17 protein-coding genes and 1 riboswitch are annotated in these 15,119 nt (G+C 35.9%); of the genes, 1 reads left to right on the top strand and 16 read right to left on the bottom strand.

What is annotated here, in order from left to right; translation table 11 throughout:
• Positions 1–135: 135 nt before the first annotated feature.
• The 14 genes from EKM60_RS03960 to mraZ form a co-directional block, all read right to left on the bottom strand.
• Entirely contained in the window at positions 136–867 is a 732-nt protein-coding gene (locus EKM60_RS03960) for a DivIVA domain-containing protein (RefSeq protein ID WP_125712667.1), read from the bottom strand.
• A 16-nt stretch (positions 868–883) separates the two neighbouring features.
• Positions 884–1,681, bottom strand: coding sequence for a YlmH family RNA-binding protein (locus tag EKM60_RS03955; RefSeq protein WP_125712665.1), 798 nt, complete (start codon positions 1,679–1,681; stop codon positions 884–886).
• Position 1,682: 1 nt separating this feature from the next.
• Positions 1,683–1,952: a YggT family protein gene (locus tag EKM60_RS03950; protein WP_125676589.1), complete on the bottom strand. Its 270-nt coding sequence runs from the start codon at positions 1,950–1,952 to the stop codon at positions 1,683–1,685.
• A gap of 13 nt (positions 1,953–1,965) precedes the next feature.
• On the bottom strand, positions 1,966–2,358 hold the full coding sequence (locus tag EKM60_RS03945; protein WP_125712663.1) for a cell division protein SepF: 393 nt from the start codon (positions 2,356–2,358) through the stop codon (positions 1,966–1,968).
• A 14-nt stretch (positions 2,359–2,372) separates the two neighbouring features.
• Positions 2,373–3,593 carry a cell division protein FtsZ gene (gene ftsZ, locus EKM60_RS03940; RefSeq protein ID WP_125712661.1) on the bottom strand — a complete coding sequence of 407 codons (1,221 nt, stop codon included), beginning with the start codon at positions 3,591–3,593 and terminating at the stop codon, positions 2,373–2,375.
• Positions 3,594–3,627: 34 nt separating this feature from the next.
• Entirely contained in the window at positions 3,628–4,971 is a 1,344-nt protein-coding gene (ftsA, locus tag EKM60_RS03935; protein ID WP_125712659.1) for a cell division protein FtsA, read from the bottom strand.
• A 78-nt stretch (positions 4,972–5,049) separates the two neighbouring features.
• The gene (locus tag EKM60_RS03930) at positions 5,050–5,748 is read right to left on the bottom strand and encodes a cell division protein FtsQ/DivIB (RefSeq protein WP_164508310.1); all 699 of its coding nucleotides are present in this window, start codon (positions 5,746–5,748) and stop codon (positions 5,050–5,052) included.
• Between the two features lie 16 nt (positions 5,749–5,764).
• Positions 5,765–6,871, bottom strand: coding sequence for an undecaprenyldiphospho-muramoylpentapeptide beta-N-acetylglucosaminyltransferase (gene murG / locus EKM60_RS03925; protein ID WP_125712654.1), 1,107 nt, complete (start codon positions 6,869–6,871; stop codon positions 5,765–5,767).
• Positions 6,871–8,241 (bottom strand): UDP-N-acetylmuramoyl-L-alanine--D-glutamate ligase, encoded by a 1,371-nt coding sequence (gene murD / locus EKM60_RS03920; RefSeq protein WP_125712652.1) that lies wholly within the window; start codon positions 8,239–8,241, stop codon positions 6,871–6,873. Before murD ends, murG begins: the two co-directional genes overlap by 1 nt.
• 10 nt (positions 8,242–8,251) lie before the next feature.
• Entirely contained in the window at positions 8,252–9,217 is a 966-nt protein-coding gene (mraY, locus tag EKM60_RS03915; protein WP_125712650.1) for a phospho-N-acetylmuramoyl-pentapeptide-transferase, read from the bottom strand.
• A gap of 15 nt (positions 9,218–9,232) precedes the next feature.
• The gene (locus tag EKM60_RS03910) at positions 9,233–11,404 is read right to left on the bottom strand and encodes a penicillin-binding transpeptidase domain-containing protein (RefSeq protein ID WP_125712648.1); all 2,172 of its coding nucleotides are present in this window, start codon (positions 11,402–11,404) and stop codon (positions 9,233–9,235) included.
• On the bottom strand, positions 11,401–11,763 hold the full coding sequence (gene ftsL / locus EKM60_RS03905) for a cell division protein FtsL (protein WP_125712646.1): 363 nt from the start codon (positions 11,761–11,763) through the stop codon (positions 11,401–11,403). The genes EKM60_RS03910 and ftsL overlap by 4 nt, the downstream gene beginning before the upstream one ends.
• A 15-nt stretch (positions 11,764–11,778) precedes the next feature.
• On the bottom strand, positions 11,779–12,726 hold the full coding sequence (gene rsmH, locus EKM60_RS03900; protein ID WP_125712644.1) for a 16S rRNA (cytosine(1402)-N(4))-methyltransferase RsmH: 948 nt from the start codon (positions 12,724–12,726) through the stop codon (positions 11,779–11,781).
• Positions 12,716–13,147, bottom strand: a complete 432-nt coding sequence (gene mraZ / locus EKM60_RS03895; RefSeq protein ID WP_125712642.1) for a division/cell wall cluster transcriptional repressor MraZ — start codon at positions 13,145–13,147, stop codon at positions 12,716–12,718. The genes rsmH and mraZ overlap by 11 nt, the downstream gene beginning before the upstream one ends.
• Positions 13,148–13,383: 236 nt before the next feature.
• On the opposite strand from mraZ, the gene EKM60_RS03890 reads away from it, so the two are divergent.
• The gene (locus tag EKM60_RS03890) at positions 13,384–13,503 is read left to right on the top strand and encodes a DUF4044 domain-containing protein (protein ID WP_083480759.1); all 120 of its coding nucleotides are present in this window, start codon (positions 13,384–13,386) and stop codon (positions 13,501–13,503) included.
• Positions 13,504–13,550: 47 nt separating this feature from the next.
• Here EKM60_RS03890 and thiT read toward each other — a convergent pair whose 3' ends face one another.
• The gene (thiT, locus tag EKM60_RS03885) at positions 13,551–14,138 is read right to left on the bottom strand and encodes an energy-coupled thiamine transporter ThiT (RefSeq protein ID WP_125712640.1); all 588 of its coding nucleotides are present in this window, start codon (positions 14,136–14,138) and stop codon (positions 13,551–13,553) included.
• A gap of 51 nt (positions 14,139–14,189) precedes the next feature.
• Positions 14,190–14,291, bottom strand: a riboswitch (TPP riboswitch).
• Positions 14,292–14,317: 26 nt separating this feature from the next.
• Positions 14,318–15,118 (bottom strand): septum site-determining protein MinD, encoded by an 801-nt coding sequence (gene minD, locus EKM60_RS03880; protein WP_125712638.1) that lies wholly within the window; start codon positions 15,116–15,118, stop codon positions 14,318–14,320.
• Between the last annotated feature and the right edge of the window lies 1 nt (position 15,119).

The raw sequence follows: 15,119 nt of genomic DNA, 5'->3' as shown, positions 1-15,119 counted from the left end.
ACGAGTTCTCGTTGTACCACCTATTGGTATATCATAATAGAAATTTTTAAGAGTTGATATACGGAGTAAATTATTCTGCTAACCTCACACCATACGTTAGCTCGCTGAAGAATGTTTTACTGGGCACTTGTTCTCTTAATTATTGTTATCATCCTGATTGTCATTGTCAAACTGGAATGTTGGTCCATTTTGATCATGGTTGATCGTGTATGGATCATTTGGAGCTTGATCTGGTTCCTGACTATCAGTAATGTTGTCATTATAATTCATTTGTCCGTCATTGGGAACACTATCTTGATAATTTTCATAATTATCTTCAGAATATTGGCTATTTGCCATACCTACTTTTTGCTTCAAATCACTGGTAGACGTAGCATCGGCCAATTGTTGCCACTTAGGATTATCGATCATTGATAATTGTTGTTGCAACATTCCTTGTAAACCACGACGAAAATCATTGGTCTTTTGTTTAAGTTCATCCGTTTCAATTGTTACCTGACGAGCTTTGTCAGAGGCGTCTTGCAGAATTTGATTAGATTTCTCGGTCGATTGATCTAACAACTCGCGAGCTTTCTTTTGTGACTCTTCAATTATGACTTGTGCTTCTTGCTCAGCACCAGACTTAACTTTGTCAGCCGCATCTTGGGCCACAATAATAGACTGATTCAAAGCATCTTTCATATCGGTAAAATATTTAAGTTGCTCTTTCATATCAGCATATTCTTTTTCTAACTGTGAGTTTTTTTGTAAAGCTAGGTCATAATCTTGAGCCACTTGGTTCAAGAATTTTTCGACTTGGTCACGATCGTACCCACGAAATTTGTGGTCAAATTCTTTATCATGTATTTCAACTGGTGATAATACCATAACTTCACGCCCCTAATTATTTATTAATGACATTTACAAACAATATATATTTATCATTTCTTGATTTTCCCATAATATCATTAATTCTTATTCGACCGTATCCGCGAACACTCAAAGTGTCACCCATTGTTATAAAGTCACTGGCATTGCGTGTTCCAGTCCAGTTTAATTGGACTTTTCCATGCTCTACTAATGATTTAGCAACTTGTCTAGATAAATCATAAGCAGTTGCGATCACTGTATCGACTCTTAATGATTGAACTCTTATGTCTTCGTCCACGGAATCATCTCTAGGCAAAAGTAAATCTGCAAAATCTTTTTGAATTAAATGAATCTTATATGGTCCTATTTTTGTAACTTGTTCTTCAATGAAGTCATCCATTTGATCAAAGACAAAAAATTGCCATCTTTCACCATCAGTGATGATGTCACCAAAATGATCACGATCAACTCCGGACCCTGTCAAAGAACCCAAAATTTGACCATGATGTAAGTTAGCAAATTTTTCTGGATATCTTATTTCGTACATCGAAACCTTATAATCAGATTCCTTTGGTACAAAATAATCAGGAGCAATTATACCCCTGACTCTTTCTGCACCTTCATATCCACCAAAATAATGAACGAATAAATCATCATATTTATTGATCAAGTTATTCAAAATCAGCTGTTCTCTTAAATTAAGAAAATCAGTTAATTGCGGTGTATACATAGTCTGCGATTTTAATAATAAATCACTGATACGATCGACAAAAGGTTTTTCCTCAGGACGAAAAAAGCCGCTATCCAAGCTTATTTTTTCTTTGTCAGCCATTTTAAATCACCATGAATATTACTTTCTGTACTAATTGTAAGATTATTAAAGCAATTAATGGAGAAAAGTCTAAAACTTGTCTATTTAAAAATGGTAGAGCTCGATGAATCAATGCCAAAAATGGTTGTACTAAACGTACGATCAATTGTCCAAACGGATTTTGATACAATCTGGGCATAAATGAAAGTATGCAGTAAATAAATATAACCATTTCATACAGCTGAAAAGCTCCAGCAATGATATATGGTAAACCGGTTAAAATTCGATCCATGTAACTCCCCTATCTATTCATTAATATCAGGAATGCTACCGTCAATTTCAAACTTAGGAGGTGTGCAGAGAAAAATCTTATCTCCAACACGCTTAATTTCACCATTCAAAGCAAAAATTGATCCTGTCAAAAAGTCAACGATACGCTTAGCTGAATCATCATTGATATTGTTAAAATTAACAATAACAGCTTTATTGTTTAATAATTGTTTGGCAACTACCTTGGCATCAGCATATACTCTTGGTTGATAAATAGCTATTTTGCTGCTGGTAGTTCTAGAATCTGTTGTTGAATTCATTGAGACAACCTTTTCATTATTAGAATAATCGGCCTTTTGTTGTACAGGTTGATTTTCATCTTCTTCATCATTAATACCAAAAAAGTTACTGAACTTTTCAAATGCCATAGATTAGTTCTCCTTTATTTGTTGTTGCGACGTTTAAAGATTGGTGGTGTTGAATCATCATCATCGTCATTCAAATCAATTGTTTCTGGTTTTTGAAAGATTTCAAAATCACTCTTTTCACCAGAAGCATTATTTGTATCGGCATCACGATTGATGTCCCAATCTGCCAAAGGATCTTTCTTTGGTTGTGGAGCTGGTTGAACACTACCTTGATTCTTGTTATCCAAAGTAGCCATTTTATTATTTAAAGTTGGTTTCTTGGCATTCTTCTTGCTATCTTCAGTTTCGACACCAGTTGCAATAACTGTGATCTTAACTTGATCGCCAAGTGAATCGTCCATTGAAGTACCAAAGATGATATTAACATCTGAAGTTGCTTGATCTGTAACAATTTGAGCAGCCTCTTGTGCTTCATAAAGTGATAGGTCTGTACCACCTGTAATGTTAAGAAGTACTTGCTTAGCACCGTCAATTGAAACTTCAAGTAATGGTGACGAAATAGCCTTATTAGTAGCTTCAGTAATTCTATTTTCACCATTAGCAGTACCAATACCCATAAGAGCTGATCCTTGATCTGACATAATTGTCTTAACATCAGCAAAATCCAAGTTAACATAACCAGGTGATGTAATAAGATCAGAGATACTTTGAACACCTTGACGCAACACATCATCAGCTTTACTGAAGGCTTCACTCATAGGTGTCTTCTTATCAACAACTTCAAGTAATTTACTATTAGAAATAATAACTAGTGTATCGACATCTTTTTTGAGTTCTGTAATACCATCAGCAGCAAAGCGTGAACGTTTTGAACCTTCAAAAGCAAATGGACGAGTAACAACTCCAACTGTAAGAGCGCCACTTTCTTTAGCAATGTTAGCAACGATAGGTGCGGCACCTGTACCAGTACCACCACCCATACCAGCAGTGATGAAGATCATATCTGCGCCCTCAAGGGCTTCTTTAATTGCTTCTTCACTCTCTTGAGCAGCCTTTTGTCCAACTTCTGGGTTAGAACCAGCACCTAAGCCTCTTGTTAGTTTAGGTCCTAATTGAATTTTTGTTTCAGCTTTTGAATCTTGTAAAGCTTGAACATCAGTATTAGCAGTAATAAACTGAACACCTTTTATTTGTGCATCCACCATACGGTTAACGGCGTTACCACCGGCGCCACCGACACCAATTACTTTAATTACTGCTCCCATGTTGTCATTTGAGTCTAAAGAATATTCCATTAAGGAGTTCCTCCTGTTTAATTTATCTTAGTTTTTAATCAAAAAATTTACTCCAGAAATCTCTAAACTTATCAAGTCCCTTGCCCTTTTTGGCCTTTGGAGCTTTTTGAGTTTTTTCAATTTCATCCGGTACATTTTCAGGTTTTGGTTCTGGTTCAACGACCTGCTTGGTTTGTGCTACAGGTTGAGGAGTTGAATTATTTTGGTTAATCGTTGCTCCATTAACAACATTGTCAGCAATAATTCCGATATCGTTTAACCTTGAAGCATATGTCACTAATCCTAAACCTAACGCATAGGAAGGATGACGCATTCCCATTTGAGAAGGTACATAGCTTCTAACCTTAACGCCAAAGACCTTTTTGGCAAGTTCTTCAATGTTAGGTGTTGCAGCAACACCACCAGTTAGAACAATTCCACCTGGCAATGATAATGCCCCTGAATTTTCAAGTGGTTCTTTTAATCTATTAAATATTTGCTCTAAACGAGCTTCAATTATTTCTGAAATATATTGTTCTGAAATTTGTTCTGGATCTGTCTTGCCAACGACTTCAACGCTGATTGTTTCATCAGAAGAAGTTTCATCGGGATCAGCATTACCATAATAAACTTTTAATTGATCAGCATTTTCAACAGTTGTATTTAAGACAACTGAAATATCATGTGTAACATAATGTCCACCCTCAAAATCGACGGTTGACAACTTTAAATTATAATCATGTACAACAGAAGCTGTAGTTTGACCGGCACCCATATCAATGATCACTGAACCAAAGCCACTTTCACCATCATTCAAAACAACTTGGCTAAGTGCCATTGGCGTAATGACTTTATGAATTATATTTAATCCAGCTAATTGAATGGCCTTCTTTGTATTATGGACAATCGTCTTTGGTGCGGTATAAATAATACCCTTCATCTCTAAACGAACACCGATCATTCCACGTGGATCTCTAATATTATTAAAACCATCGACTGAAAATTGTCTTGGTATCAAAGATACAACTTCGCGTTCACTAGGTAAGTTCTGTACCATAGCCGCTGCCATAACTTGTCTTACGTCATTTTCGGTAATTTCTTTTGATTCTGAACCAACGGCTATCATACCTTGGCATTTTTCAATCTGTAACATATTGGCGGAGATACCAACCACAACATCGTGGATAGTAATATTAGCCTGTGTTTCAGCACGCTTGACAGCTTTTTTAATTGCTCCAGCGGCTTTATCTATATCGACAATAACACCACGACTAACGCCTTCGGATCTTTCGCTTCCTACGCCAACGACATTTAACTTGTCGTCTGACGATTCAGCAACCACTACTTTAATTGAGCTAGTACCGATATCTAACCCTACAAAAAACTCTGAATTGTCCATATATACGTGGCAGCCTCCCTTACCTAGAAAAAAATCTTTTCATTAGAAAATTTTAACACAAATATGACTATATTAAACCTATTTCTTAGCTTTAAAAGGATAAGAATATGCACCAATTTCTAAATTAATTACACCCTTTTGCTTCATTTGGGCGGCAATTCCCGGATAATACTCCATTTTAGCTTGAACAGTTCTTATGTCAGCTACTACCTTGTTACCATCATTCATATCGATTTTAATACGATAAGGGTTCAACTTAGTAGGCGAATTATAAAACTGTGAAACATTTGTTCTTACATTATCAGGCAATTTTTTATAAATTTTTGAAATTCTCTTTAAACTCTTTTGATTATTGAAGCCACTATAAATCGGATACTTTCCGATTGGCGAATGCATTTTTTGATCAATTACATGACCGCCATTTATAACCCGGTAGTAATATCCATCTTTATAAATCAGACCAAGAGTCTTAAATTCTTTAACCTTGATAACAATATCTCTTAGATTATGTGTTTTAAATGAAACTGTTTCGATCGAAGGTAATTTTTTCTTTGTTTTATTAGCGATTGTCTGCTGATCAAACATTATATTGATCAACAAACTATTGTTATTAATATCAGTAGCATCGATAACTTGCTGTGCTCCAAGGTCATTGACACCTTCAACGGTAACATTTCTAACTTTACTAAGCGGAGAACCTAGATAGGCGATAAAAATTATCACAACGGCCAAAATCAATATGATGCTATTTTTACCTAAGTTCTTCCTCTTTTTCATCATAGTAACTCCTTAATTACTTAACTAAGCCAGTTAAAACTTTGATCAATCTATCAGAAGCATCGGGAACGCCGATATCTTTTGAAGCGGCTGACATCTTATTTCTAGTTTCTTCACTACTCATAATTTTATTAATTTCTGAATAAAGTGAATCACCAGTCAAATCTGCTTCAGGAATCATAATGGCCGCACCATTTTTAGCAACTGATAACGCATTCTTAGTTTGATGGTCATGTGTTACATAAGGACTTGGAATGAAGATTGCGGGAATCCCTAGCGCTGTTATTTCAGCAATACTAGTAGCCCCACTACGTCCAACGATCAAGCTAATGTCTGGTAAGATCTCAGGCATATCGTCAATGTATGGTCGTACAGATATATTGTCCATGTTCAATGATAGGGAATCAATTTTTTTGATTACATCATCATAGTGAACTCTACCTGTTACGAAGAGAACTTGATAATCTTCTTTAGAAAACTTTTCTAAAGCTTCAATCGTTGTTCGGTTGATCGGAGCAGCTCCACGTGAACCACCAAAAATCATTACAGTTGGTGTATCAGGTTGCAAGTCAAAATCTTTCAAACGATCATTTACTTCTATTGTTGCCACTTCTTGTGCTCGAGGATTACCCGTGAAAACAATTTTTCTCTTTTCGCTGAATTGATCTTGTGCTTCCTTAAAAGCAATCGCGATCTTATCAACGAAATTACCTAAGAATTTATTAGTTACACCGGCAATCGTATTTTGTTCATGAATGACTGTCGGAATATGTAACCTGTGTGCTGCATAAACCACTGCACTAGATACATATCCGCCAGTTCCAATAACAACATCTGGACGAAATTCCTTAATAATTTTCTTGGATCTTCTAACACTGGAAAGAAACAATTGTAAAACTTTTACGTTCTCTAAAGTTAATTTACGTTTGAAGCCTCTTATTTCAATTGTTTTAAATGGAATACCGGCATTATTGACTATTTTGCTTTCTAAGCCCTTTTCTGTACCAACATATAAAACCTCATCAACTAGATCTCGTTCTTTTAGACGTTGAATTAACGCCATTGCGGGATAGATGTGTCCACCAGTACCTCCACCGGAAACTACGATTCGTAATTTGGTCATTATGCTTCTCCTTTAAGTCCTTCGACTTCTTCAATAAATTGATCTCCACGTTGTTCGAAGGTATCGAATTGATCCCAACTTGCAGCTGCAGGTGAAAGTAAGATAACATCCCCATCGTCACTTTGACGATAAGCTTCAGGAACGGCTTCAGCTAAGTTAGATACCTTTATAATATTTGTAACATTGGCTTTTGTAGCGGCATCGACCATTTTGTCGGCCGTTTCGCCATACAAGACAATATTTTTAACATTTTTTAATTGTGGGACCAATTCGTCAAACCCGTTTCCACGATCAAGTCCACCAGCAATCAAAGTCAATTCTTGATCACCGAAAGCTTCTAGTGCAACAGTCGTTGCTTCAATATTAGTTGCTTTAGAGTCGTTATAGAATTTACGACCATTAAATTGGTCAACGAATTGAATACGATGCTTTACACCCTTAAATGAAGTTAAGACATTAATGATATCTTCATTGCTGACATTAAATATTTTGGCAACATTGATGGCAGCTAGTGCATTTTGAACATTATGTTCACCAGGAACTTTGATCACATCAGTATTTAAAATAAACTCTTTATCATAATAAATTTCATTGTTCTTAACATATGCACCATGTTCTAACTCTTGTTCATCTGAGAAAGGTACAACTTGTGCCTGTGTATCTTTAGCTAATTGACGCCATTCATCTTGGTTCCAGTTGACGATGAAGTAATCGTCTTTAGTTTGGTTCTTTGTAATATGCATTTTAGCCTTAATATAATTGGCTCTAGTACCATGAAAATCAATATGAGCTGAATAGATATTATTCAAAACAGCTACATGTGGATGAAGATCAATTGTTCCTTCTAATTGAAAGCTTGAAAGCTCAGTTACTACTACATCGTCTTTAGTGGCTTTCTGGATCACATCGGAAATAGGAATACCGATATTACCAGCATAAAATGATTGTTTAAATTTTGGAGAATGTGCCAACATCAATTGAATCAATGTTGTAACCGTAGTCTTACCGTTTGTCCCTGTAACAGCAACCATCTGTGCGTCTGAAAAACTATAAGCAATTTCTGGCTCTGTAATAACTGGGATATTCAATTCTTGAGCATGTTTTATCAACTCATTTGAATATGGGATACCAGGATTTTTTACAACGTAATCAAACGACGTATCAACTAAATCGGCATCATTACTTCCTGTAATAACTTTAAATCCTTGATCCAAAAGTTCTTTGGCTTCGGTGTTGCCATCTAAGGAATTAGAGTCAACAACCGTAACTTCAGAATTCATTTTTTTCAATAATTTAGCTACTGCAAAACCACTTTTGGCTAAACCTAAGACGAGAAACTTTTTATTTGAGTATTTACTTTCTGCTTTCATGACTGACTTCCTATACAAATAATATTAGATAAATTCCTGAACAAATGATTCCAACAATCCAAAAAACAATATCAACTTTCCATTCATTCCATCCCATCATTTCAAAATGATGGTGAATTGGTGTCATTTTGAAAATACGTTTATGGAATACTCTATACGAGAATACTTGCAACATGACACTAGCTGTTTCTATTACATAGACTAGACCAATCAAAAGAAGTGACCAGTAACGTCCTAATAGAATGGCGATAGCTGCTAATCCTGCACCTAAAGCTAATGAGCCAACATCACCCATAAAGATTTTTGCTGGCTTATGGTTAAAAATCAAAAATGCTAGTAATCCACCAACAACTGAGAAACAAACGATGGCAATATCAATTCGATTTTGATTCAAAGCTATTAACCCGTATGTACCATACGAAATAGTAGCCAATCCGCCTAATAGTCCGTCTAAGCCGTCAGTTAAATTAGTTGCATTGGAAAAACCAACTAGCCAAAAGATTGTGAATAGAACAAAAATTATCACTGAATCAATTGACCAAATACCAGGAATAGTAAAGTTAAATGGTAATTGATCAGTTGCATAGACATATATAAAGATAAAAGCAACTATAATTTGCAGAACTAATTTTTGTAAAACTTTTAATCCTAAATTACGTTTCTTAAAGACTTTTATGAAGTCATCAATGAAGCCAATTCCACCATAAAGAACTATTACCAGAGTGATAATAATCAATGAATGTGTCAATTGGTTCTGCCAAGCACCAACCCAAACGTTAGTGATCGTCATGGCAATTATGATCAAAAGTCCACCCATTGTTGGTGTTCCGGATTTCTTTTCATGCCATTTTGGTCCAACTTCTCGAATAGACTGTCCTTCTTTATGCGATATCAAATATCCAATAAGAAATGGCATTAAGATCGAGACGATAGCAAAAGTACTAACTATATCTATAATAATTTGACTTAATTCCATGTAAATCCCCTTAACCTATTTATTTTTCAATGTAACTATAATTTTACCACTGTCATTTAAAACATGACCGGCTTTCAAGGATTGTGACGTAACATATCCGTCACCTTTAGTCGTCACATGCTTACCCGTAACTTCAGCAAACTTCAAAACATCATTTTTAGACCAGCCGCTCAAATCAGGCATAGTCATAGCACCATTAGTCAATAAGACAATTCTTTGACCTGGCATAACTTTCTCACCACTTGCTGGTAATTGTTGAACGACTTTGTCTCCAGTTCCTATAATACCAGCCTGAAGGTTCAATGAATCAATCTTCTTTTGTGCTTTAGTAGTTGTACTATTCAAAAAACTCGGAATACTTACATATTGGCTACCAGCTATATTAGATTTAGTTGGTGAATCACCCTGATTTACTAAACGAGTCACTAACGGATTAAATATCTCCGATAAAATTTTCTCAGGAGACTCAGTCATTTTTTGCGGCTGTTTCATTGTGATATAGACAATATAATTAGGATCGTCATACGGTACCATACCTGCAACTGAGAATATGTAATTATTAGTACCTGTTAAATAACCACCCTTATCAGAGGCCACCTGGGCGGTACCAGTCTTGACTCCGACCTTAACATCAGGGACATCATAAACTCGACCGGTCCCGTACTCTTTAGTAACTACTGAACGCATAGCTTTTTTGACCTTTTTAGCAGTGCTTGCGGATATCGGATGACCAACTGTCTCAGTATCATAATTTTTTTCAGTCTTACCTGTTGTAGGATTAACAACTTTTTTAATGATTTGAGGCTTGATCATCTTACCGTTATTAGCTATTGCTGAGAATGCTTGTAACATCTGAATGACGTTAACATTGACACTTTGTCCAAATGAGGTCATGGCCTGATCACTTTCATGCTCAAACGAGATTCTACCAGCTACTTCACCCGGCAACTGAATTCCCGTTTTTTGGCCTATTTTAAAGCGTTTCATATACTTCATCCACGTTTTTGCACCCATTTTTTGTTCCAAATGAACCATTCCGACATTAGATGACCTTGTAAATGCCTCGGACATGGGAATTGATCCCCATCCGGCATCATTCCAATCATTAATAGTTCTGCCACCGACTTCAACTGAACCTGATTGATACAATTCATTAGGTTTGTAATTACCTGAATCAATAGCTGCCGATAGAGTCAATATTTTCATAACTGAACCGGGTTCATATTGATCTTCAACTAAAGTATCACGCCAACTGTCAGTCAATCCTTTACCAGTAGTTGGATTAAATGTTGGTCTCTGAGTTGCTGCTTCTATCTGACCAGTTTTAGCATTCATGACAACCACTTGTAGATTTTTCGGTTCATATTTTTCATCAATATTTTGAGCTAAAATTTCTGAGTATTGTTGAATTCTACTATTTAAAGTTAAATAAACATTCGTTCCATCGACAGCATTTTTTTCGACCACTTGAGAATTAGGTAATTCATTCCCATTAGAATCCTGTTTAGTGATCTTCTTACCATTAATACCTGACAACATTTTATTGAAGTACTTCTCAATACCCATAACTCCACTGATGTTGCTATTAGAGTCATTAGGATCATCAGCCTGTGTCATACCAACCAGATTGGTAGCAAAAACACCGTTCGGATAGGCTCTAGACGGCAATTCAACGAATTTTATTCCCGTTAAATGCTTGGCAGCAATTTTATTCTTGATCTCGATGGACAAACCACGGCCAGATTGACCGAACTCAACCTGATATTGTTTTTTATTTTTAGGTGTTAAATATTTCAAAGCCTGCTTTTTTGATATTGAAAGATACTTACTCAATACCCCAGCAACTTTAGATTTATCCTGAACATAGTCAGGCTTACCATCCTCAGTTTTTGCCGAATGTGAAACAACTGCATAAATATTATAAATACTAGAATCTCCAGCAATCATTTCACCATTTTTATCCAGAATTTCTCCACGATGAGCATTAACTTTCGATGAATGTTCATATTTCATCTTGGTGCGCTGTACCAAATTAACGCCATTATAATGCTTACTAATAGCGATTGATGTAAATCTAGTAGTTGCGGCTATAAAAAAAAGGGCAGTCACGAACACTATTATTATTCCTATAATATAGTGATTTCGCGTTGCCTTATTTGATAAAGCTTTTTTAATAATCCGTCTCATTTCGAAACATTCCTTACGTTCTTGTTACTCATTTTTAAATTATGATCCTTAGCAAATGAAGACAGACGATCAAAGCTTGTCATCTCAGAAATTTCTTGTCGTAAATTAACATTTTCAGTACTTGTTTTGTTGATTTTAGATGTAATACTATCTAAATTGTTTTGAGCTGCAGTCATAGAAACATTAATGCTGACTAACGCCACCATTAATGACAATACTAAAGCACCTAAACCAACCAGCAGACTGATTTCGAGTTTAGATACGGCCACACGACCTGATGTTTTAGGGACTTCAACTGGTTTTGCTTGCGGTTGAACCTCTTCATAGTTTTGTAGATTTCTAGCTGTACTCTCTCTCATTTTCAATTCTCCAATTTAAATCTTTTCTACGACTCGCAGCTTGGCACTATGTGCCCTATTGTTTTCATCTAATTCATTTTCATTTGGTAAAATTGGTTTTCTAGTAATCATTTTTAATTCAGGTTTTAAGTAATCTGGAATAACTGGCAAACCTTGTGGTACATCAATTTGTGATTTTTCTTTAAAAATATGTTTTACAATTCGATCTTCCTTAGATTGGAAGGTTATTACACTGATTCGACCTTTAGGTGCCAATAGATCAATTGCCTGTTCAAGCGATCTTTCTAGTGAACCCAATTCATCGTTTACCGCGATACGAATAGCCTGGAAAACCCTTTTTGCAGGATGTCCCCCAGTTCTTCTTCTTGCGGCTGGAATAGCATTTTTTATGATGTCCGCTAATTCCAAAGTTGAAGTGATCCGGTGATCTTCTCGAATTCTTTCAATTGATCGAGCTATTTGTTTCGAGAATTTCTCATCACTATATTTATAAAAAATACTGACTAAATCTTTGTAGTCCCAGTCATTGACAATTTTTTCAGCATCAAGATCTTGGCGCTGATCCATTCTCATATCCAAACGGGCTTCTTTTTTGTAAGAGAAGCCTCTTTGAGCATCATCAAACTGAGGTGAAGAAACACCTAAGTCATATACAACACCATCGACAGCGGTAACACCCAATTTATTCAAACTTTCCTTCATATCCTCAAAGTTACTACGAATTAAAGTTAATTGATTACTGCCGATCACTTTACTATTTTTAAGTTGCTCTCCAACCTCAATAGCAGCTTCATCTCTATCAAATGCATATACATGGCTATTATTTATACGGCTCAATAATTCAGTCGTATGACCGCCACGTCCAAAAGTTGCATCAACGTAGATACCATTGTCGCGCGGATTAACTTGTTCAATTGTTTCTTTTAGTAAAACTGTCTTATGTTTAAATTCTTTAGAAGTCAAAATCCGTCATTTTCTCCGATATCTCTTCAAAATTATCCTCAGCCTCTTTGCTGAAATCATTCCATCGGCTTTCATCCCAAATTTCAATTCGATCAGAAACACCGACTACTACACAATTCTTTTCTAACTTGGAAAATTTTATCAAAGGTGCTGAAATATTAATTCTTCCTTGTTTATCAAACTCAACTTCTGTAGCGGCTGAGTAGAAAAATCTAGTAAAAGAACGTGCATCCTTTTTTGTTAAAGGCAATTTGTCTAATTGAGCTTCCAATTTATCCCATTGAGCAAGAGGATATCCAAATAAGCAGCCATCCATACCACGTGTAATGACAAAGCTTGTACCCATTTCTTTACGAAATTTAGCAGGCACAATAATTCGGCCTTTACTGTCAATTGTGTGGTGAAATTCGCCCATGAACATCCCAGTCACCTCAATTCTTTAACACCTCTTAATTTACCACAATTCCCCACAATTAACCACTTGTTATTGAACATTGGTATTGACAAATTAAAAAAACTCTCGATTAGCTGATAACACTTAGTTATCGGCGGTGGGAGTTTTTTTGTGGAGTTCTGCAGTTGTATGATTAAAGTTGCAATAAGTGATTGAGTGAAGTAGTATTTTGTTATATGAAATCAGATTAGGTGGTGGAAGTTTTGAACGACGAAAAAAAGCCTAAAAGTACTTTAACTAAAATAATTCAAGTTGTTGTTTGGTTAATGATCTTAGTTACCATCGGCGGAGTTGTCCTCGGATCTCTCATGAGTTTCATTTAAGCAAAATAAAAAACCAGAAGCCATTTGGCCTCTGGTTTATTTTTTTATTATTCTTTAACCATAATGAAACGTTTGAGAACTCGATTCAAAACCACAAGTAAAACTAATAACATGATCATATTGGCAATAAAACTACCACCATTAATAACTAGTGAGTAGATCCATGGGTTCATAGTCTTTGGCGCATATGCTCCCCAGTAAATACCACCAGCAAGGAAGTGCAGGAAGTATTTGACTAAAAACCCTAAGGCTGAATAAAGGATTATTAATCCTAACGGACTCTTGCCAGATTGAATGCGATTCTTAACTTGGACACTACCCAATCCAACTAAACCGACTGCAGCAAATGCCAGTGGATATTCAACTAACCCTTGTAGTGGATTTAAAAAGCCACCACTACTGAATCCTTTTAGGATCAAATCTAGGATTCCCCAAACCAAACCGGCTGTAAGTCCAGGCTTAACGCCTCTTCTTAATGCATAAATTGCCATGGGAATAAGTCCATATTCAACTTGAATCGACGAAACACCTAAATCATGAGGTACAAATGATAGTGCTTGAGCTGCAGCGACGATAATGGCCCCTTCAGTTAAAACAACTAAACTATTATTTCTAGTTGCAATATTTTTTTGCATATAAAAAGACTCCCTTATAATATTTGCCATCACAAGAGAGTCCAACTGCATCCAGTGTCCCTAACACAATCCCTACGCATGTATTAACATAACAGGTTTAAAGGGTCTGAATTCCAATTCACTCTCAGCCAAATGGCTCCCCTTGTGTTGACTATTTATATAAAGACACTATAGCACATTTAATTGTTACGTCCAAAAATACGACCTAAAAATCCAGTCTTTTTTGTCGCATTTAAAATATCCAATGGAATATTCTCACCTAACATTCGATGAGCTATATTTCGATAACTATGACCAGCGTCACTACTACCATCTAAAACAACCATGTGACCAGAATTAGAAGCCGCAATAACTTCATCTTCATCAATAACTATTCCTAACAAAGGAATACCTAGGTGATTAACAATATCATCAATTTTCATTGATGTGCCATTGTTGATCATATTTTTTCTAACACGATTTATGATTAGATGAGGTGTTATCGGCATATTCATATTTTCCAATATTCCAACGACACGATCGGCATCACTGACAGAAGCAATTTCAGGATTAGTTACCACCAACGCCCCATCGGCAACCGTCACAGCATTTTGGAATCCATATTCGATACCAGCCGGACAATCTATCATTACAAAATCAAATCGTTGTTTCAAATAACCAATGATATTTTCCAAAGATGTTTGATCCAAGGCATATTTATCAGTAAATTGTGAAGCTGCCAATAAATACAAATTATCTTCAAATTTAGGGTCACGGACCAATGCTTGAGATAACACTACTCGACCTTGTGCAACATCGACAATATCATATACGACACGATTCGTTAATCCCAAAACTGAATCTAAATTACGTAAACCAATATCTAGATCGACCATACAAACCTTTTTGCCAAGGCTTGCTAAGACGGTACTGATATTAGCAGTTGTAGTGGTTTTCCCAACTCCACCTTTACCGGAAGTTATAACAATCGATATCCCCATT

Origin of the sequence: Companilactobacillus kedongensis, from assembly GCF_003946625.1 — a bacterium.
Taxonomy (GTDB): domain Bacteria; phylum Bacillota; class Bacilli; order Lactobacillales; family Lactobacillaceae; genus Companilactobacillus; species Companilactobacillus kedongensis.
The sequence above is the reverse complement of the archived record's forward strand: the minus strand, read 5'-3'. Positions and strand labels throughout refer to the sequence as shown.